The organism is Stenotrophomonas sp. YJH_SMC_133 (assembly GCF_059370655.1).
In genome coordinates this window covers 77,969-94,825 of sequence record NZ_JCAFTW010000010.1, presented here as the reverse complement: position 1 = coordinate 94,825, position 16,857 = coordinate 77,969, and the positions used below count along the sequence as shown (strand labels likewise).

The 16,857-nt window shown below is 61.8% G+C and carries 24 protein-coding genes and 1 pseudogene; 19 read left to right on the top strand and 6 right to left on the bottom strand.

Annotated features, from left to right (window positions below):
* Positions 1-178 precede the first annotated feature (178 nt).
* The 3 genes and pseudogenes from AC5P78_RS15400 to AC5P78_RS15390 all read right to left on the bottom strand — a co-directional run.
* Positions 179-2,929, bottom strand: a pseudogene (locus tag AC5P78_RS15400) (UvrD-helicase domain-containing protein); the annotation flags it as partial.
* Between the two features lie 56 nt (positions 2,930-2,985).
* Positions 2,986-3,351, bottom strand: a complete 366-nt coding sequence (locus AC5P78_RS15395) for an HNH endonuclease (RefSeq protein ID WP_495217266.1) — start codon at positions 3,349-3,351, stop codon at positions 2,986-2,988.
* 154 nt (positions 3,352-3,505) lie between these two features.
* On the bottom strand, positions 3,506-4,627 hold the full coding sequence (locus AC5P78_RS15390; protein WP_495217265.1) for a COG3904 family protein: 1,122 nt from the start codon (positions 4,625-4,627) through the stop codon (positions 3,506-3,508).
* 774 nt (positions 4,628-5,401) lie between these two features.
* Between AC5P78_RS15390 and AC5P78_RS15385 the strand changes: the two genes are divergently transcribed.
* From AC5P78_RS15385 to AC5P78_RS15375, 3 genes are all read left to right on the top strand, one after another.
* Positions 5,402-5,611 (top strand): hypothetical protein, encoded by a 210-nt coding sequence (locus tag AC5P78_RS15385; RefSeq protein ID WP_164263281.1) that lies wholly within the window; start codon positions 5,402-5,404, stop codon positions 5,609-5,611.
* A gap of 50 nt (positions 5,612-5,661) precedes the next feature.
* Positions 5,662-5,856: a hypothetical protein gene (locus tag AC5P78_RS15380; protein ID WP_495217264.1), complete on the top strand. Its 195-nt coding sequence runs from the start codon at positions 5,662-5,664 to the stop codon at positions 5,854-5,856.
* Positions 5,857-5,982: 126 nt separating this feature from the next.
* Positions 5,983-6,516 carry a hypothetical protein gene (locus tag AC5P78_RS15375; protein ID WP_495217263.1) on the top strand — a complete coding sequence of 178 codons (534 nt, stop codon included), beginning with the start codon at positions 5,983-5,985 and terminating at the stop codon, positions 6,514-6,516.
* 87 nt (positions 6,517-6,603) lie between these two features.
* Here the strand turns inward: AC5P78_RS15375 and AC5P78_RS15370 are convergent, their stop codons facing one another.
* Positions 6,604-6,903 (bottom strand): hypothetical protein, encoded by a 300-nt coding sequence (locus tag AC5P78_RS15370; RefSeq protein WP_447610550.1) that lies wholly within the window; start codon positions 6,901-6,903, stop codon positions 6,604-6,606.
* A gap of 62 nt (positions 6,904-6,965) precedes the next feature.
* Here AC5P78_RS15370 and AC5P78_RS15365 point away from each other — a divergent pair, with 62 nt between their 5' ends.
* The 4 genes from AC5P78_RS15365 to AC5P78_RS15350 all read left to right on the top strand — a co-directional run bounded on the left by AC5P78_RS15365 (position 6,966) and on the right by AC5P78_RS15350 (position 8,535).
* Complete coding sequence (locus tag AC5P78_RS15365) at positions 6,966-7,580, top strand: hypothetical protein (RefSeq protein WP_495217262.1); 615 nt, start codon at positions 6,966-6,968, stop codon at positions 7,578-7,580.
* Positions 7,581-7,803: 223 nt separating this feature from the next.
* Positions 7,804-8,172 (top strand): hypothetical protein, encoded by a 369-nt coding sequence (locus AC5P78_RS15360; protein ID WP_197613575.1) that lies wholly within the window; start codon positions 7,804-7,806, stop codon positions 8,170-8,172.
* Positions 8,153-8,341 (top strand): hypothetical protein, encoded by a 189-nt coding sequence (locus tag AC5P78_RS15355; RefSeq protein ID WP_495217261.1) that lies wholly within the window; start codon positions 8,153-8,155, stop codon positions 8,339-8,341. Before AC5P78_RS15360 ends, AC5P78_RS15355 begins: the two co-directional genes overlap by 20 nt.
* On the top strand, positions 8,338-8,535 hold the full coding sequence (locus tag AC5P78_RS15350) for a hypothetical protein (protein ID WP_049419577.1): 198 nt from the start codon (positions 8,338-8,340) through the stop codon (positions 8,533-8,535). The genes AC5P78_RS15355 and AC5P78_RS15350 overlap by 4 nt, the downstream gene beginning before the upstream one ends.
* 162 nt (positions 8,536-8,697) lie before the next feature.
* Here the strand turns inward: AC5P78_RS15350 and AC5P78_RS15345 are convergent, their stop codons facing one another.
* Entirely contained in the window at positions 8,698-9,090 is a 393-nt protein-coding gene (locus AC5P78_RS15345; protein WP_495217260.1) for a hypothetical protein, read from the bottom strand.
* 358 nt (positions 9,091-9,448) lie between these two features.
* Here AC5P78_RS15345 and AC5P78_RS15340 point away from each other — a divergent pair, with 358 nt between their 5' ends.
* Entirely contained in the window at positions 9,449-9,946 is a 498-nt protein-coding gene (locus AC5P78_RS15340; protein ID WP_141098664.1) for a hypothetical protein, read from the top strand.
* Positions 9,947-9,992: 46 nt separating this feature from the next.
* Here AC5P78_RS15340 and AC5P78_RS15335 read toward each other — a convergent pair whose 3' ends face one another.
* On the bottom strand, positions 9,993-10,352 hold the full coding sequence (locus AC5P78_RS15335; RefSeq protein ID WP_495217259.1) for a helix-turn-helix domain-containing protein: 360 nt from the start codon (positions 10,350-10,352) through the stop codon (positions 9,993-9,995).
* Between the two features lie 106 nt (positions 10,353-10,458).
* On the opposite strand from AC5P78_RS15335, the gene AC5P78_RS15330 reads away from it, so the two are divergent.
* The 11 genes from AC5P78_RS15330 to AC5P78_RS15280 all read left to right on the top strand — a co-directional run bounded on the left by AC5P78_RS15330 (position 10,459) and on the right by AC5P78_RS15280 (position 16,787).
* Positions 10,459-11,319 (top strand): hypothetical protein, encoded by an 861-nt coding sequence (locus AC5P78_RS15330; RefSeq protein WP_495217258.1) that lies wholly within the window; start codon positions 10,459-10,461, stop codon positions 11,317-11,319.
* On the top strand, positions 11,316-11,678 hold the full coding sequence (locus AC5P78_RS15325) for a hypothetical protein (RefSeq protein WP_495217257.1): 363 nt from the start codon (positions 11,316-11,318) through the stop codon (positions 11,676-11,678). Before AC5P78_RS15330 ends, AC5P78_RS15325 begins: the two co-directional genes overlap by 4 nt.
* A gap of 59 nt (positions 11,679-11,737) precedes the next feature.
* Positions 11,738-12,220 (top strand): ABC transporter permease, encoded by a 483-nt coding sequence (locus AC5P78_RS15320; protein ID WP_495217256.1) that lies wholly within the window; start codon positions 11,738-11,740, stop codon positions 12,218-12,220.
* Positions 12,221-12,511: 291 nt separating this feature from the next.
* Positions 12,512-12,910, top strand: coding sequence for a hypothetical protein (locus AC5P78_RS15315; RefSeq protein WP_495217255.1), 399 nt, complete (start codon positions 12,512-12,514; stop codon positions 12,908-12,910).
* Between the two features lie 322 nt (positions 12,911-13,232).
* Positions 13,233-13,736, top strand: a complete 504-nt coding sequence (locus tag AC5P78_RS15310) for a hypothetical protein (RefSeq protein WP_495217254.1) — start codon at positions 13,233-13,235, stop codon at positions 13,734-13,736.
* Positions 13,737-13,757: 21 nt separating this feature from the next.
* Entirely contained in the window at positions 13,758-14,117 is a 360-nt protein-coding gene (locus AC5P78_RS15305) for a hypothetical protein (RefSeq protein ID WP_495217253.1), read from the top strand.
* The gene (locus tag AC5P78_RS15300; RefSeq protein WP_495217252.1) at positions 14,110-14,598 is read left to right on the top strand and encodes a hypothetical protein; all 489 of its coding nucleotides are present in this window, start codon (positions 14,110-14,112) and stop codon (positions 14,596-14,598) included. The genes AC5P78_RS15305 and AC5P78_RS15300 overlap by 8 nt, the downstream gene beginning before the upstream one ends.
* 243 nt (positions 14,599-14,841) lie before the next feature.
* Positions 14,842-15,168 carry a hypothetical protein gene (locus tag AC5P78_RS15295; protein WP_495217251.1) on the top strand — a complete coding sequence of 109 codons (327 nt, stop codon included), beginning with the start codon at positions 14,842-14,844 and terminating at the stop codon, positions 15,166-15,168.
* 161 nt (positions 15,169-15,329) lie between these two features.
* Complete coding sequence (locus tag AC5P78_RS15290; protein ID WP_495217250.1) at positions 15,330-15,584, top strand: hypothetical protein; 255 nt, start codon at positions 15,330-15,332, stop codon at positions 15,582-15,584.
* A gap of 25 nt (positions 15,585-15,609) precedes the next feature.
* Complete coding sequence (locus AC5P78_RS15285; RefSeq protein WP_495217249.1) at positions 15,610-16,083, top strand: hypothetical protein; 474 nt, start codon at positions 15,610-15,612, stop codon at positions 16,081-16,083.
* 263 nt (positions 16,084-16,346) lie between these two features.
* Positions 16,347-16,787, top strand: coding sequence for a DUF6573 family protein (locus tag AC5P78_RS15280; protein WP_495217248.1), 441 nt, complete (start codon positions 16,347-16,349; stop codon positions 16,785-16,787).
* Positions 16,788-16,857 lie beyond the last annotated feature (70 nt).

The window sequence follows — 16,857 nt, the reverse complement described above, 5'->3', positions numbered from 1 at the left end:
GGGAAACGTTGCGGTTGATCTCTGCCAGCCCATTGTTGAAGGATTCGAGCACGGAGAAAAGCGTTCGCCTGGGAGACGCAGGCTGGGGAACGGAGGAGGGCCGGACGGGCTGGCTCGGAGGCACCACCGACGCGCGTTTGGGGGGCGACGGTGGAGTCGTGGGGAGGGAGCGTGCTGTGCCGCGCCGCCTCGGCTTGTAGCTGCAAACGGGGAAGTTGGAACAGGCGCTAAACTCGCCGTAAGGGCCCGTGCGCACCACCAAAACTCCTTGCTTGCAGGCCGGGCAGGGCGTTTCCTCGACGGCCTCGCCATCGGTGTTGGTGAGCACCACGGCCCCGTCTTCTTCCAGTTCGCGAAGGAACGTCGAGCATTGCCCCTGGGCGGTGAACATGGCCACGGTGCGCCGAGCCCGGGTCAGGGCCACGTAGAACAGGCGGCGCTCTTCGCCCAGCGGGAACGTGTCTCCTTCGGGCATGGCCAAGGCCAACACTGGATCATCGGTGCGGGTGTTGGGGAAACTGCGCCGACGCGGGGCGCTGATCATTTCCGGGAGGATGACGTAGTCCGCTTCGCTGCCCTTGGAGCGGTGGATCGTCAGGAAGGATACGTCCACCCAACGGTTGAACCGGCCTTGCCTCATCGGCACATACTGCCGATCAGCGTTGTAGCGCCCCAAGACGTAAACCGACACCTTGCCGTTGCGCCCCGGTGGGATCGTGCCATCGCGCACGCCTTCAGCCAGCTTCACCACGAATTGGTCGATTGCATCGGCCAGTTTGTCCTTGCTGTCCACCTGGAACGCTTGGAGCACTGGGCCGTGGGCGGGGGTGGCCGAATGCACGCGCTTGGCGATCTGCCCAGGGTTCTTGGAGACAAACGCACTGGAGACGTCGCACAGCGCCTGGGGGCAGCGGAACGTTTGCTCCAGCTTGAGCACCTGGCCGTGGCCAAACCACTGGCGAAAGCCGGTCATCACCGAGACGTCCGCGCCGGCAAAGCGGTTGATCGACTGCCAATCGTCGCCCACGGCGAAGAAGAAACGGCCCTTTTCTTGGACCAGGGCGCGGCACAACCGGGCCCGGGCGCGCGAGGCGTCCTGGAACTCGTCGGCCATCACTAGGTTGTAAGGCGATTCCACGCGTCCGCTTTCCAGGTGGCCAGCGGCGAGGTTGAGCATGTCCTCAAAGTCGATGCCATCCTCTGCTGCCAAGGCTTCGTCCCACGCCGCCATCACCGGAGCCGCAATGTCCAGGAACATCTGGTAGCGCAGCTTGAAGGTGTCGGCCGGCATCGCGGCCAGCCGCTGCTGCAGATCCGACGTGCTCAAGCCGTTGCTCTTGGCGTGGCTCATGAACGTGCGCAACAGCCCAATGAGCTCGACCGAGGCCATGGGCTGCTGGCCGTCCTTGGGAATCTCCCGGTCGGGGTTGGGATCGAGCACCAACCCACGGGCGGTCAGTTCGCGCTCTAGCCGATCAAAATCGTCGCTGTGGCGCAACCCGTGGCTGGTGGTTTCAAACAGCTCGGTGCCTTTGTCCGCGTGGAGTTGCCGCTTCCAAATCACTCCTTCCAAGTAACCTTCGAAGTGCGCTGGTGGCACGCCGTTGGCGTCGAGCGCGAAGTGCTCGTGGAACAGGTTCAAGTCGGGGTAGTAGAAATCGGGCTTGTATTGACGGTGCGTTTCGTCGGCGGTTCGGTGGGGGTAGGGGGCCTCGTAGCGGTAGTTGACCCCGTTCAAGAAGAGCAAGTTGGCGATCATCGCCTCTTCCACGCTCTTCACCCGCTCGCCGCGGTTGGTGACCAGCGCGCCCTTGCCCTGGGCGTCCCACACGTCCGACGGCTCTGGTGCACCAAACGCCGGAAGGTCCTTGCCAAAGACAAAGCGGAACAGGTCCCACTGGCGGCGGAACGCGGGCGACCGGTCTTTGAGCTGGTCCACGATGTCGGTGAGCTTTCGCACCCCTCCGGCCGCGTCGGTGGCCCAGTCAGGAATGTCGGGTTTTTCCCCGGTGGCCTTGCCGATGAGGCGCAAACCCAGCGCGTGGAAGGTAGACGCCTCCACGGTCACCTCCGCCATGCCCAAGCGCTGAAATGCCAAGGTCGCGCGCTCCTTGAGCTCTTCGGCGGCCTGCTTGTTGAACGCCAGCAGGACGATCCGTTTGGGATCCACGAACCCGCGTTGGATGGCGTAGGCCGCCTTGGCCACCATTGTGGAAGTCTTGCCCGAGCCGGCCGAGGCCACCACCTGCACGCGGTTGTCGAAGCACACCACGGCCCTGGCTTGTTCCGGGGTGAGCGGCTTGCTCTCCACCCGGTCCAGCAAGTCTTTGCAGGCCACCAGCTCGCGTTCCACGTGGGCAGCGTTGAGCGCGGCCCAAGCAGGGCGGTGGTCCGCCTCCCACGCGGCCAGCGAGCGCTCGATCGCCTGGGCAGCCGGTCCCAGCCGGATCGCCACGCCGGGCTTCTTTAGGCGAGATCGGAGGACGGCCGGGTCAACCGTGGGGCGGGCCGCCAAGACATCTTCCTGCTGCTCGTGGGTGAACCAGCGGCGCTGTTCGAAGCAGGATCGCTCTTGTTCTGCCTTGTGGTCCAGCCATGAGTCGATCGTGCCCTGCTGGTCCTTGAGGAATACCACCTCCTCGCGCAGGCGCTTCTCCGTCAGCGCCACGTTCAGCGCTTGAACCAATGCGGCGCCTTGGGCGTTGGGCAACCCGTCGGCAGTCACTTCTCGGTGCTGCCCCGGGTGGAACGTGATGTCGGTCCAAAAGGTGCCGGCGTTGACGCGGTAAGTGGCCTCGTCCTCGACGTTGACCCGATGGGTGCGCCCGTCCAGCGCCAGGGTGAGCTCCAGGCCCTCCAGGCGCAAACGCCACTCCGATGATCCTGTGAGGCGCTGGCCCACCCACGACGGGGCCCATTCCTTCGCCATCTTTTTGCTGTCCATGCCCCGCGATCATCCAACGCTAAAGTGAGAAGCCGATCACGTCATGATAAAGCGTGAATGCCTGTATGGGCGGCCACCTTGGCCAACCCCGGGTGCCAAGTCCCCTTGGCCATGCGCTGCTGGACGCGGGCGCGATATGCATCGGGTGAGGGGGCCGGAGTGGGGCGCTTGTGGCGCCGCAGGTTGCACAGGTGGCACGCGGCCACGACATTGCCCGCCACGTCCTTCCCACCGTCCTGGCGGGCCAGCAGGTGTTCTGCCGTGCATCGGAAAGGGGCGGCCGAACGGGGGCGCAGGCCCAACTCGTCGGGCGAGCACAGCCACATCGGGCCGCTGCAGTAGTAGCAACGGCCTTGTTGGGCGTGAAAAGAACGGGTGCGCAGGGTTTTGAGGGTCTTCGTGCTCAACTGTGGGCTCCGGAATCGAAAAGGATTCCCGTGCCCCCATTGGGTGGACCTCGGGCACCCGGAGCCTATTGGCTATGCGGGCACAACACCGACGCTTTAGCGACCGGCAGGGGGTTTATACGCCTTGCCACGGGCCTGAGCAAGAGGGCGCCACTCACAAGTGGCCGTAGTCTCTGTTAGAACAACCCCGCTGAATCCAGGTGGTGATGTTGGCCTGGCAGAGATCCTCGTCCTGTCCGTCCACGTTGGTCATGCCCGATGGCGGCGCGGACCACATCTTCTGCAGCACGTAACGAGGCTCAACGCCCATGCTGGTGAGGTAGCCAAATATTTGCCGGTAGGGCTGGCTGTCAAAGGGGATGGCATGACCATCGGGTGTGTAGATCTGATGGAATCCGAGCTTGGGATAGGGCGACCAGTTCTGCCGTTCAACCCCAGCCATGAAGACCAGAGGGCAGGCGGAGTAGCAGTTGTTGTAGAGGGTGGTGTCCAGCCGCTTGCGTCGAATGTAAGCACCGGCCTTCATGGCTTCATCGACGTAGCCCCCGCCGCTTCCCAGCATCACCACTTCTACCGTGGGGTTGGCCTCGATGGCTTCTTCGATCTTCTGTGCAAACCCGGCCTCAATATCACCCAACACCTTCAGGGCATGGCCCTCGTTCGTCACCACATAGAACGAGGATTGTCCCTCCTGCTTGATGTAGGCCTTGGGCAGGCCAAGCTGGCCGGCACAGTCCAGGTTCCAAGTGATCACACGTTCGTCGTAGGGCATGCCCAGGATGTGCTTGGCGACGCTGGCGAAGTTGTGGAGCGAATTGCTCATGATTCGCAGGTCGGAGGCGTTCTCCGTGGTCTGCGTGTCGTAGTCGGGTTCGTAATCGATGGCCAAGGGTCTGACCAAATCGGCTTTCCCCAGCAACTGGCCAAGCACGTAACACTTGTGCTCGGGGATGTGAATCTCGTTGAAGGCCGTTCCCGCGTGGGTGTGGCCATCGATCGCCACGCCGGCGTCGAAGACCTTGGAGCCCAAGGCGGATCGTTCGTCGATGAGCTTGCGCAGCCGGGCAACCACCGCTGGATCATCGACGTGCCCGCTCGGTTCATCGGCGGCGGGAGCAGGCTCTTCCACCGGCGCCGGCTTCGTTTCCGGTTCGGGAATCGGCTCGGGTAAGACCGGAGCGGGAGTCGGTGCCGCCACGGGCGGCGAGGGTGGTGTGGGCGCGTTGCATCCCGCGAGCATGGCCGCGAAGGCCAGGCCAATGATCCGTTGGCTCATGGTGGTGTCTTCCCCTGTCGGGAAAGGATACCGGAAAGAGATCTTCACCACTTTTCAAATGAAAACCCTTGTGCTGCAAGGGCTCTTCGGTTTTTCGGATTGGTGGGCATAAGTATTACGTCAAGCCCGCTCGGCTTCGACGTTAACTTATGAGGATTTCAATTATGAGCAAACCAACTCTAACGCTGTATCGAATGACCGCCGACCACACCGGCGAGCACCTCCACGTCCTGTTCCAGGACGACCATCCAACGCTTCCATCGCTCTTGGGGCCATTGGAACCGGTTGAGGTGGCAGCCGACCATCCCGTGAGGATGGTTGAAAGAGAACGCTGGCTGCATCGATGTAACCTGATGGACCGAGGATGGACCGTGCTGGGGTCAGAGCATACCTTCGGATGAGAAGGGGCCTTCGGGCCCCTTGTTCGTTGTGGCGCTGGTCTTCGACGGATCGAAGTCCCCGCCGATGGCTGGCAACGATCGAGGTCTAAGGGGGCGGGCCAGCTGCCTGCCCAGTGGCACTTGTCGCCAAGCTCTCCACCAAACCACGAGGGGAGGTCGTTCTGAAACCGGGCCACTTCTCCATTGGGCGCGGTTGCCGGGTGCGAAACCTTGGGTCCACGCGCCCGAGCGCAAGTGCGTTGCACTCCTCCACGGTGTTTCGGCCTCTCTGGCCTCCTGCGCTGCCGCTCCGTTGCTGCCGAGGTGCTGCACGGCCTTTCGTCTCCCCGGATCGGTTCGCGAGCAATCCGCTCGAACCCAACGGAGCAACACCATGGCCAAGAAGAATCCCCAGCCCGCCACCGACCGCCTCGACGCCTTTCTGGTAGAGGAATACGAAGTCCAAGGCGAGAAGCGCAGCAACTGGTCGAAGATCGGCGCTGCCTGGCCGCACCAGGATGGCAAAGGTTACCGCCTCGTTCTCAACGCCCTGCCAGTCAACGGGGTGGTCGTGCTCCGCCTCCCGGAGCCCAAAGACGCCTGAACCCCACGGGGCCCTTCGGGGTCCCTTTCATTTCCTAAGGGAGAACGCCCGTGACGACCATCAACGCCCAGTGGTGCACCGCCTTCAACGCCGCTCTGCAAGCGCACTTCGCCCTCACCATCCAGGACGCCGGGCTTACCGACACCGAGTTGTCCCGCTACAGCGACCTGCAGCCCAAAGAGGCTACCCTCACCTTTGGCGAAGACCACGATCTGGATCGCGTGGATCGCGGGTGGTTTGGCTAGCCGCTTTGGCTGCCATGCCATGCCCGACGGACGCCACTGGGACCAACTTGGCTCGGGCAGACTGTGAGGTGTGTCACGCAATCGGTAAACTGTGCCCGCGCCAAGGTAGGCGCTATCAGGGGCACCATGAAAAAGTTCGTTCTTCCTCTCGGCTTCTTGCTGCTGTCAGGCTGCGCCACGTTTGCGCCAGCGCCGCCGCGGCAGGTGGCTTTGACCACCACTTTCGATCCCAGCGAAGTTGCTTGGTTCTCTGAGAAAGGCACTGGCGCCATCAACGGTCAAGCCTTCTTCCAAACCCGGGGTGGTCAGCCCAGAACCTGCGCGGGGTTGGAAGTCTCCTTGCAGCCCAAGTCCGGCTATGGTCGCGAGCGCCTGATCGCGCTTTACGGCAGTGCCGAGAGCGGGTATACCACCGTGAGTTCGGCCAACGTGCAGTTCATCCCTGACAGCGCCGATTACAAGCAGGCGCGTAAGACATCGGTTTGCGACGCCCAAGGCAACTTCAGTTTTACTGGGCTGCCTGCAGGAGAATATTTCCTGACCACCGGCATCATGTGGTCCGTTCCCGGTCAAGAGTTCATGCCTCCTCAGGGTGGACTTTTGATGCAAAGCGTCAAGCTCTCGGATGGGGAATCCACGCGAGTCATCATGACCCGTTGAGGTTGGCCGCCCCAAAAACACCACGCCTTCAGCCGGCAGGTGAGTGAAGTGGACTGAGTGGGGGGCATTGCGTGCCCCCCAAGTCAGTCAGCCAAGAAAGTTGGATGCTTGGTCGCGCCCTTGCCCAAGGGCATTGAATTGTTGAGTCAGCGCCCGCAGCCCCTGCTGCAAGGCCGTGTTGTAGGTGAGCGTCTGGTGGCCGGCATGGGCGTCGGCCACTCCAGCAAGAGCCATGTTCCAAGCGACAGGCAGTAGTTGGGGGCTCGGGTGGCTGGCAATGATCGTTCGGAGCCCATACTCCAACGCCTTGAGGTATCCGCGATGGGCTTCCAGATCGACTTCGCAGGCATCCAATCGCGCTGCCAGCTCTTCTAGGGTTTGGGCCATGATCGGGCTCGACAGGGGGGAGATGAGGCCCGATAGTGGCAGAAAGCCGCCAGACTTTTGCGATGAGCATCCTCAACGTTCTGCTGAGTGCCAACCAGCTGGTTGTGACCGTGGACACATGGGCAGAAGACGCGCACAGCGGACTAGCTTCGGCCGGAGCCAAACTGCTCCTCATTCCCCAGCACCAACTGTTGCTGGCGACCCGTGGGTCAGCCCAGTTCTTCCTTCGCATCTACCAACTGTGCCTGGAGGCAAGTTTTCGGGCCGATTTCACGATGGAGCAACTGAGTGCTGAGCTCGGGCTCGTGATCGATCAGCTTTGGCCCAACTACATGAAGGCCGTTGCCGAGGCTGGGTTGCCGGCGGAACACTGCACCACGGAGTTGGTCTTGGGTGGTTGGTCGCCCAAGAACGGCCGGATGATGGCCACGGCCTATGCCAAACACAACTTGACCGTTCCAGCGGTTGTCCAGCCCATAGGAGGACAGCTGGCGTCGCCCGGCGACCCGCTCAGGGAGTGGCCGCCCAGCATGGCCACCCAGGACCTGCTGGTGGCAGCGCAGCTCCAGGCTCGATACCTCAACGCCAGCATGGGGCGGACCGTCGCCGGCGGACGGTTGCTATTGGGCTTTTTGAAGCCTGGCCAGGCGGTGGTCAAAGACTTGGGCCCGATTTAGCCCTGCCAATTTGGTCACTCGGACCGTTCAAAGCATTGCCCCAGTCGAGCGTCGGCTGACGGGCAGGTGCAGCCGCGCCTGCAGGGTGATCGGGCTTTTCTCCCATTTTTTAGCTTTAGTCAAAATAGCCCCCTTGTGGGTTTCGCGTGTCGGTGTATCCCAGACGTATGACGTTCGTGATGCGTGCGTCTGACACCGACCAACGAAATGCAAAGGGGGAGAGATGTTCATTGGATTCAGACTGACGAAGCGGCTTGTCGTCAATGCCGTGGTTGCCCTGGTGCTGGCGCGATTGCTTTTCATGGGCATGGACGGCTTGGACCGGTTTTCCGACACGTGGAACCGCACCTTTGGGGCGAGCATGCCCAACGCCAGCGGGTTGCGCGGCGCCGTCAACGGCGCACGCCAGGTGTTCCCGTCGGGGCTGGACGAGTATGCGCGCCAAGCCGAACGGGACGCGGCCCAAAGCACCTCGCTCAAGGACGTGTTTGCCAGCGTGTTCGGACGCGTGAAAAACGAGGAGGTCATGTTGCCCTCCGCCATCAATTCCGCTGGAGGGGAGGGCTCGATCTATGACCGCTACGACCATTGACTTTGAGTGGCTGTCCATTCTCTCCGGGTGGTCATTGCTCAACGACAGCGCGGCGCTGCTGCGCACCCCCGGCCAGCGCTGGGCGGTCTTGGAGGGATTGCTCATCGGCTACGGCCTCATCGCTGGACAGTGGTTCGTCCTGGCCACCATGGCCGGAGCGCTGGCATGACCACCGTGGGCGCGGTGCTGGCCGCCATGTTGGCTGCAGCGTTCCTGGCCGCTGTCCTGGGCTTGGCCGGTATCCATTGGGTCAACGCCCGGCATGCCAGCGGGGCGCTTCGTGTGCGTTACCGCTTGCGTGCCCAGATCCTTGCCGGTTTGGCGTTGGCGTGGGTGCTCACCCTGGCGAGGCTGTCCACGTGAGCCGGGCACCTTACGTGCAGATGGCCGTTCGCGTGCCACAGGAGCTGAAAGACCTACTGGAGCAGGTGGCTGACCGGGAGGGAATGCACGTCAGCGAACTCGTTCGCGTGCTGCTGTCTCAATCGTTGACGGACAACATGTGGAGAGCGCAGGCCATACGCCTTAAAGAGCCGAAACCCCCTCATTCCGGATTTCCTTGAGCTTCGACGTGACGGTCTGGGCAATAGCCTTCAGTTCGATCACAAGAGCAGTTCCGTTTGCCTGTGCCAAGTGATCGGCCAGGTGCCGTCGTTCCTCACCCACAAAGACCATGTATTCCTGGAAAGGTGGCCAGCACATGACCACGGCATCTGTGGTGATGCTGCCTTCCCTGAAAAGCGAACGCATTTCTTCATTCGAGACGATGGAATTGGCCTGATCAAAGCTCAGTCCCATGTCGACCAGCTGCTTTGCCAAACGCATGAGGCAGAGGTCTGTGAATCCAAAGCGCTTCCAAGAGGCGCGAACCGCACTCTGGTCTGGGGCAGGCGAATCCTTCGAAACCAATGGGGGCATCAGTCCACTTCTACCTAGCAGTCCTCGCTTTAGGTAGCTCCGAAGTCCCTCATATCCAATGCCTATGATTGCAGCTGCGCGGGACGTGGTGACTGCTGTCTGCATGGCCTCAGCCTTGAAATGGTCTTGACAGAACCGATCTTGAAGCTTCCCAGAATCGGTGTCAACAGGACCGATCTTTGCATTGTTGGCCATTGGCACCCAAGGAGGTCGCAGAATTCGCCGCTTCAGCACCGCCATGAGAGCTAGCTGCGGCGTGGAGACGTTTAAGTCGCGGCCTTAGTGCGATGGGATGCTCAAGCTACCCGTGCCTCCGGCCGATTGGTATAACGATCCACCACCCAAGGAAAGGACGGTTATGAGCGAAGAAGCAAACACAACACCGCTTGAGGAAATGAGCTGGGAGGAAAAGCTTGAGGAACTTTTTCGAAACGGGGTGCAGTTGTCACGGCTCAGGTTGATGCGATTGCCGGACGAAGTTCAGCGCTATGGGAATGTGTGGGTAGAGGCAACAGAGGCTGCGCTCGCCTCGGATAATTTCCTTCGGGCGTTGGCATCTGCATTGGACGGAAGGGAGGATGCTCCGGCCCTGGCTAGGGCGCTCCGCACTGAGGTTGATGCGGTTATCGCGTTGCAGCGCCATGCTCTCAGAGTCGTTGGCTCTTCTCCACCCAGCGAGCCTAACGGCAGGAAAGAATGGATTCGCCGCTGGATTGGACCAGGGAAACGAGCAGGCGACGCCACGCACTCGATTTCTGGAAGCTTCCGTGAGGCTTTGGGTGACCTGTTGCCAGATTGGGCAAAGGGCACTCTGAAGGTTGGCGAGGAGCTCTGGGAAATTTACGGGAAAAAGTAGGACAAGGTCGGCCAGCAGCCCTGATCGACTGATCGGTGCTGCGGGACTACGTCTTGGTTGCCCGTTCCGATAGCTCCAAAGATTCCGCGAAGTTTCTCACCCGCGCCAGCAATTCACGCTGGCGTTCGGGTGGGAGCCGGGAGACCACCAAGATCACTTCCGCCATCACGTCGGACGCGGCGTGGAAATAAGCCACGGGGAGGCCCAGTTCCTCGGCCAAGCGTTCCATGGTTGTTTCGTCGGGCATGCGCTCCCCTCTCTCATAGCGAGAAATGCGCGGTGCCGCAGAGTTCTGGTCCTCCAATCCCAAAGCTGCCCCAAGGTCTGCCTGGCTCAGCCCTCGGGCCAAGCGAGCCTCACGGAGGCGGCGGCCGTAGGTATTGGACACAGGAAGCGGAGCTGGCATCGGTCGGAAGCTGAACGCATGGATCGGCCCGCCAGTGTGATGCTTCCAAGCATCGCTTGCATTTGCCAAAATGGCAAATAGAAGTGCGCATCCGACAGGGGGAAGTATGAAGAAGGTGCTGTGCGTAGCTGGGGCTGTTGCAATCTTTTGGTGCACCGCTGAGCAGGCCCGTGCCGACTCCGATCTGCTTAGCCAGATCGGCCGAGCCATCCAAGGCACGCCCAAGGTGGTCAGCGATAGGGCAAGGAGCCCCTACCTCGAGCCGGCCGGAACTTACTGGGATCTGGACCAAGATGGCTTGGAAGGGGGTCCGCACCTGCGGGCCGGGGTGACGGCTGTCGGGGGCGGGGGCGTGGACACCTGCGACATGCAGTTGCTCGCCATGGCCCATTCGTCGTATCGCATCGACGCCGACAAGCGCCAGTGGTGCCTGCGGCAGTGGTGGTTGATGGACACGAAGGCCCACGGCGCCAACGGCATCTCGGGCAATGATGCGGCCGCCATCGAGCGCCGTTATGGCCCGGCTTTCGACGCGCGTCTGGAGCGCTTCAAGGCCATCCGGCGGTTTGCCATTCGTCCCACCTTCCAAGCCTTGGGCGATGTTGCCTACCGGGCCGACCGTGGGGTGCTGGAAGGATTCATCCCCATGCCTCAGGTGTCCGCGGCGGGACAAAGCGTCACGGGCAAAGGCTTTGTGCCCTGGGTCCACCGCACCTCCACGGGGGTGTCCAGTCCACCGAACGCCGGCCGCTTCCACCTGCTGGTCCGAATGGACGCCCAAGAGGCTGCCAACCTAGCGCGACAAGGTCGCAGCTACCGAGACGATGTGGTGGTGTTCTCCGTCAACCGGGTCTGGGTGGAGGGCACGGTGCCAAAAATGGACGTGACGATAGAGAGGGTTCGGCTCGGATACCGCGACGAAACGATCGACGTTGATTTGACCCACACGCAAGGAGCACCGGCATGAAAGCAACCCTCGTTTCCCTCGCCCTGATCACCGCAGGGTTGGCTGCCTGCAGCAGCAAAGCGGATTTGCCCACCATCGAACAAGTCGCCCACGCTTACGAGGCGCATGCCAACGCCAACCTTTCCAGCGAAATGGGCCAACGAATCGAGGTTCGAGGTTGGAAAGACCTCACCGCGGATTGCACCTCCAGTGGTCCTCAGCGGGCCACGTGCGTGACCGGTGGAACGTTGGACGTGGTCGGCTTCCAGGGCGGGCAGCAGTTGAAGCCCGATCCCGTTCCCGTGCCGCCGGCTTACGACTTCGTCTTTGAGAAGCAGCCCACCGGCTGGGTGCCGGTCGGAGCCCAGAAGAAGGGCTGACCTTGCCAAGGCGCGGAATCGCGCTATGCATTGAGGAAACACCACTTCAAGGAGGTCCCATGTCTTACAACGCTCACCACACCCCCGGCGGTCACCTGCAGTGGGGCTTGCTGGCACCGGCCACCGTCATCCTTGGGGGCGCGGGCCTGCTGTTTCTTGCCGGGGCCCAGGAGATCGGCCAAAACGTGGGCTACGGCTGGCAGGCCGGCCTGGCTGCCGCTGGTGGGGCAGCCGTGCTGCTCCTGCTGGCCTTGCTCTACGTGTTGAACTGGCGCGCGGCCCGTGTGCGCGCGGCAAGGGCCAGCGGGCTGCCGGTTTCGCCGCGCAAAGGTGGCTTTGGAAAGGGAGCCTTGGTGGGCTTGCTCTTCGTCGTTGCCCTGCAGCTGGCCAGCGTCGCGATCGGCTTGCTCTATCCGGGCTTGGAGGAGAGCGAGCGCAATTTCTTTACGTCCGTGCCCCCCATGGCTCTGACGGCGCTCATGCCGGTGGCCCTCATCGTCGGTGGCATCGTAGGCAAGCTTTGGCGCTCCACCAGCCTGTAAGATCAATCCATGTCCTTTGGGGCCCCCGCGAGGGGCCATTTTTGTGCAAAGAACAAAGCCCAGAGCCACCGCCGGTCGCTTCGCGCCGGCTTCTGTAAAAGCGGTGGTGGGAAAAGAGCGGATGACGCCTTCGGCGCGAGAAGTGATGTTAGGAATGATTGCGGCCTCAGTTTCGCAGTTTTTTATTTTAGTCAAGATTCTGTCCACCAAAACCGTGGACAAATTTTCGTGGTGATCTACCTTGGATACATGGGAAGGCAATAGTGCCAACCGACAAACAAGGATCTCGCCATGAACCACACGATGCTCATCACAAAAGACGCCATCACCGTCAAGGAAGCTCACGAAGCTGCGCATGCCGCTGCCAGCACTTTGTTTGACCAGTTGTCTGGGTATACCTATTCGACCGGCGCGGCGGGCTATCCCGCGTTCCAGTCTTCCGCTGAAGACGCATTGCTGGCTTTCCTGCTGAACCGCAGTTGGGCAGAGCTGGGACGCGAAGACGACGAGCTGCTGGCTGAGCAAACCGTCTCTGTCAATGTGCAGCGTCAAGAGGACGGGGAGCTCCTCTATGAAGTGGGGTTCGACATCGAAGGGTCGGATTACGGCACCAATTGCAAGGTCAAAGACCTGGCGACGCTGAACGAATGGTTCGATGAAGAATGGATCGACGTGAAGTGCGCGGAGTGAGAAGTGCTGACAAAAACTGATCGCGTAAGATCAATCCATGTCCTTTGGGGCCCCCGCGAAGGGGGCTTTTTTTGTGCAGAAAAAAGCCCAGAGTTACTGCGGGTCGCTTCGCGCCGGGTTCTGTAAAAGCGGGGGTGGAAAAAGAGCAGATGACGCCTTCGGCGCGATAAGTGATGTTAGGAAAAAGTGCGGCCTCAGCATCGCATTTTTAACTTTTAGTCAAGATTTTGTCCGCTGTAGCCGTGGACAAATCTCTAGGGCGATCTACCTTGAGTTTGTGGATGGGCAATGGCGCCCTCCGAAAACCAGCAAGGAAATCAACATGAAAATTCATCACCTGGTCAGCGACGGAAACCAAGCGGTCGCCATCACGCAATCGGCATCGAGTGGTGGTGGTTACGCGCACCCGGTGAAGCTCTCCGCCATTCGCTTCAACGTGCAAGACGCTGAAGCGGCGCTTGGCGAGCTCAACAAGTCTGGCCACCGTCACGAGAAGGCGTTCGAAGTGATCGAGCGTTGGGACGTCGATGCTCGCAACCAAGGGCCAAAGTCAAAGTTCGGCCGAACCCTTGCCGCCCTCGTGGACGAAGCGCAGGGCCACTTGAAGGGGCCGGTGATCTACGAAGCCAAAAGCATGGAGGAGGACACCGCGCGTGCGCTCAACGCCATGGCGAAGCAAGCCAAGCTTTCGCAGGTCCTTCCTGCTGCAGGTGGTCCGAGCATGATCATCGGTGGGCAGGTGTGGAACCCGCGCCAAGAGGTGCCGAACCAAGCGCCAGCTCCGGCGGACGCTCTGGAAGCTCCCCGTCAGCGCGTGCGTCTGTAACCGCCGTCCAAGGAAAGAGAAGTGCTTAAACCCGTCCCTTCCCCAGACTTGGCCACCCTTCCGTCGTCCCGGGGCTACTCCCGTGATCTGGAGCGCTTGCAGGCGGCCGCCGCGCGCGTGCAGGTCACGCGAAACGAAGCCGTGCGCCAAGTGCTCGCCATGTATGCCGCCAAACCTTACCCACTGAGCAAGCGTCGGCTGGGTGGGGAACGGGACGTTCGGCTGGCCTACCTTCCGCTGCAGCGCAGCGTCTTGGAGGCGGTGGAGCAGGGCGCGGTGAACGCGGGGATTTCCACCGCAGAAGCGGTGCGCCAGATCATCCGAGACTACGTCCAAGGACATCTCATTCGGAACCAGGTTCGGGGCAGCCGCTATGGCTGACCGCCGCCCACCACCGCCAGGAAGTCCGAGCGCTGAGCTGATTCACGCGTGCGTCGAGGGAAGCCTTTTCGGCGTTCTACAGGCCTTGCGGCAGGGCGCCAACCCCAACGCGTGGCGCCTCAATGAAGGTCCCGCGCTCCATTCCGCACTTGCCTGGCCCCGCATCGTCGAAGCCCTCCTGCAAGCCGGGGCGCACCCTCAAGAGAGGAACCATTGGTGCGAGCGCCCGCTGGAAAAGCTGTCGGCGGACTACCGGTTGAGCGACGACGCCGACGAGCGCAGCCGACTTGAACAGACGGCGTTGCTGCTGTTGCGGTTGGGCGGCAACCCTCACCGGGGCAGCCCGTTCTGGAACACGCCATCGCTGAAGACGGCGATGCCGCACGTGGTGGCATCGGTGGAAGCCGAACAACGCGCGGTCCACCTGGAACAGGCGTGGGCAGCCCACGGAAGTGTCAGCGCAAAGCGGGCGAGGCTGTAGAGCCAACGGCCCAACGCCGCCACCGGTCGCTTCGCGCCGGCTTCTGTAGAAGCGGCGGTGGAAAAGAGCAGGTGACGCCTTCGGCGCGAGAAGTGATGTTAGGAATAACTGCGGCCTTAGCTCCGCAGTTTTTACTTTTAGTCAAGATTTTGTCCACTAAGGCCGTGGACAAATTTCCACTGTGATCTACTTTGAATTCATAGGGAGGCAGCAGCGCCGACCAACAATCAAAGGGGTTTGTAAATGAGCACCAAGACCTACACCTACGCCGAAGCACTCCGGGTTGCCCGCAAAGAAGGCGTCGTCAAGCTGGAGGAAGGCGTCTATCTGCGTTCCCGGAAATCGATCCTTTCCAACACTTACCATTACTGCCCCTACAGCGGGTCATACGGAACCGATCTCTACGATTACAAGAACGAGTTTGTGGACTTCAGGCAGGCTCCGTTCTGGATCACTACCGACTACCGCCCGGGCCCTTACGTCTGTGAGGTCCAGCCCGTCTTCGAAGAAAACGACCTGTTTTACGTTTTCGAATTGCTCGCATACTGCGAGCTCGCAGAAAGCGAGTAAAGCCACAACGCTTTTCCCACCGACTTAAACTGGAACCGCCGACATGACCCTTTCTCTTCTCGCCATCACTGCCCCCATCGCCCTTCCGTTTAGCGTCTGGTTGGCCCAGCGCCTTGAACGCTACGTCGATCGTGCCCTTTGGGCGCACTGAGGGAAACGCCATGACCACGCGTGCCGCCCGCCACCGCTATTACGCATACGAGCGCCGCGATGGCTCTGTGTGTTACCTGCCAAAGCTGTTGCACGAGGGGATTCAGCGCTACCCACGAACGATTGCGCACTACCACCTGGTGCAGTGGCTGGGAGTGTCCAAGTTGCTCAGCAAAGACGAATACAAGCAAATGGCGTGGCTGGGTTCACAGCGGGGCATGCTCCGAAACACCCATGATTCAACGCAGGCTCGTCTCACCGGCTGACACCCAGGCAGGGCAAAATGGTTTCATGACGCACGCCGCCGCTCCATCCACCCTTCAAGCCCCGGCCTACGGCCTGCTGCTCGGCCACACCGAGTGCCATTTCTGCCACGCGCCGACGCCCACCGCCGCGATCTGGGTGCCCTCGTTCGAGGAGCACGACGACGAGGACCTGGTGGATCAGGGGGAGGGTGCCGTGCTGCGCTACATCGAGCGTTTGGACAAGAAAACTGCCGCTTTCGTGGCGGGCCACGCGCCCTGGCTTCGCTTCGCCACCACCCTGACGTCAGGGCAAGCCTACCTGGCCCATCACTGCACCACCTGCGGGGCCCTCCAGGGGGACCACTTCGTGTTCTCGCCGGATGGTCCCTACTGGCCCCAGAACGATGTCGAGCTTGCACGCCTGACGTTTGTCCAGGGCCTTGGCCCGCTCACCGCTCAAGCATCGGCAGGACAGAGCGCCTGGATGGACCGGGTCCCTCTGGCCTGCGCCCAGGCCTGACGGTATTCCCAAGTTCAACCCCGAATCGGTGTGCCGCTCGCGGCAAGCCATTCAAGCCCCTTGCGCTCCGCGCGGCCCCAACGCCCGGCTTCTCCGGTCAAGGGCCATTCCAGGGCCCGTGTCCTCGCTTCTCTGCGGGCCGCGCCAGCCCTTCCATTTCCTCCCCTGACCGCGCCGAGCGGTGGGGCGGTGGGTTTCCCATTCCAAGACATCCGGACCGGATGCCCTGGACCGGGCCATTACTCACCAAGCGAGGAAACAACATGTTCGAGCCTTCCGACCTCATCCATTCCTACAGCCGCGCCCAGGCGATCGAGGACGGCGTCTTGGTGGACGTGTCCGACGTGGCCAAAGAAGCCGGTTTCAAGTTGCCCGTGGCCATCACCCGCGCTGCGTGGGCACGCTACGTCGAAGTGCCCAGAGGGTTGGAACTGCGCGGCCAGTCGGTGGACGGCCGGCTCTGGGACGTGCTTTCCATGCTCCACGTTGCTATCAAACAGCAGCAGAGCGACGGTTCGGAGCTCCAGTTCCAACTCCACGTGGCTCTGCCCGATGCTGGCGACTGGTTGTCGAACGAAGCCCACCCGGAGGCCGGGTCTGGCCTGACGCGGTCGACCCATCGCCTTGTCACGTTGAAGGCCCGGTGCGGGCCCGGGGACGCCCAGGAACCGGTGGTCACCATCATGTTGCCCAACGAGGATTGAGAAAGGGAGAGGGGCGGGACACCGGCCCTCATCGTTTTCCCGTGCTGGTCCCGCCGCTACCATAGCGGGA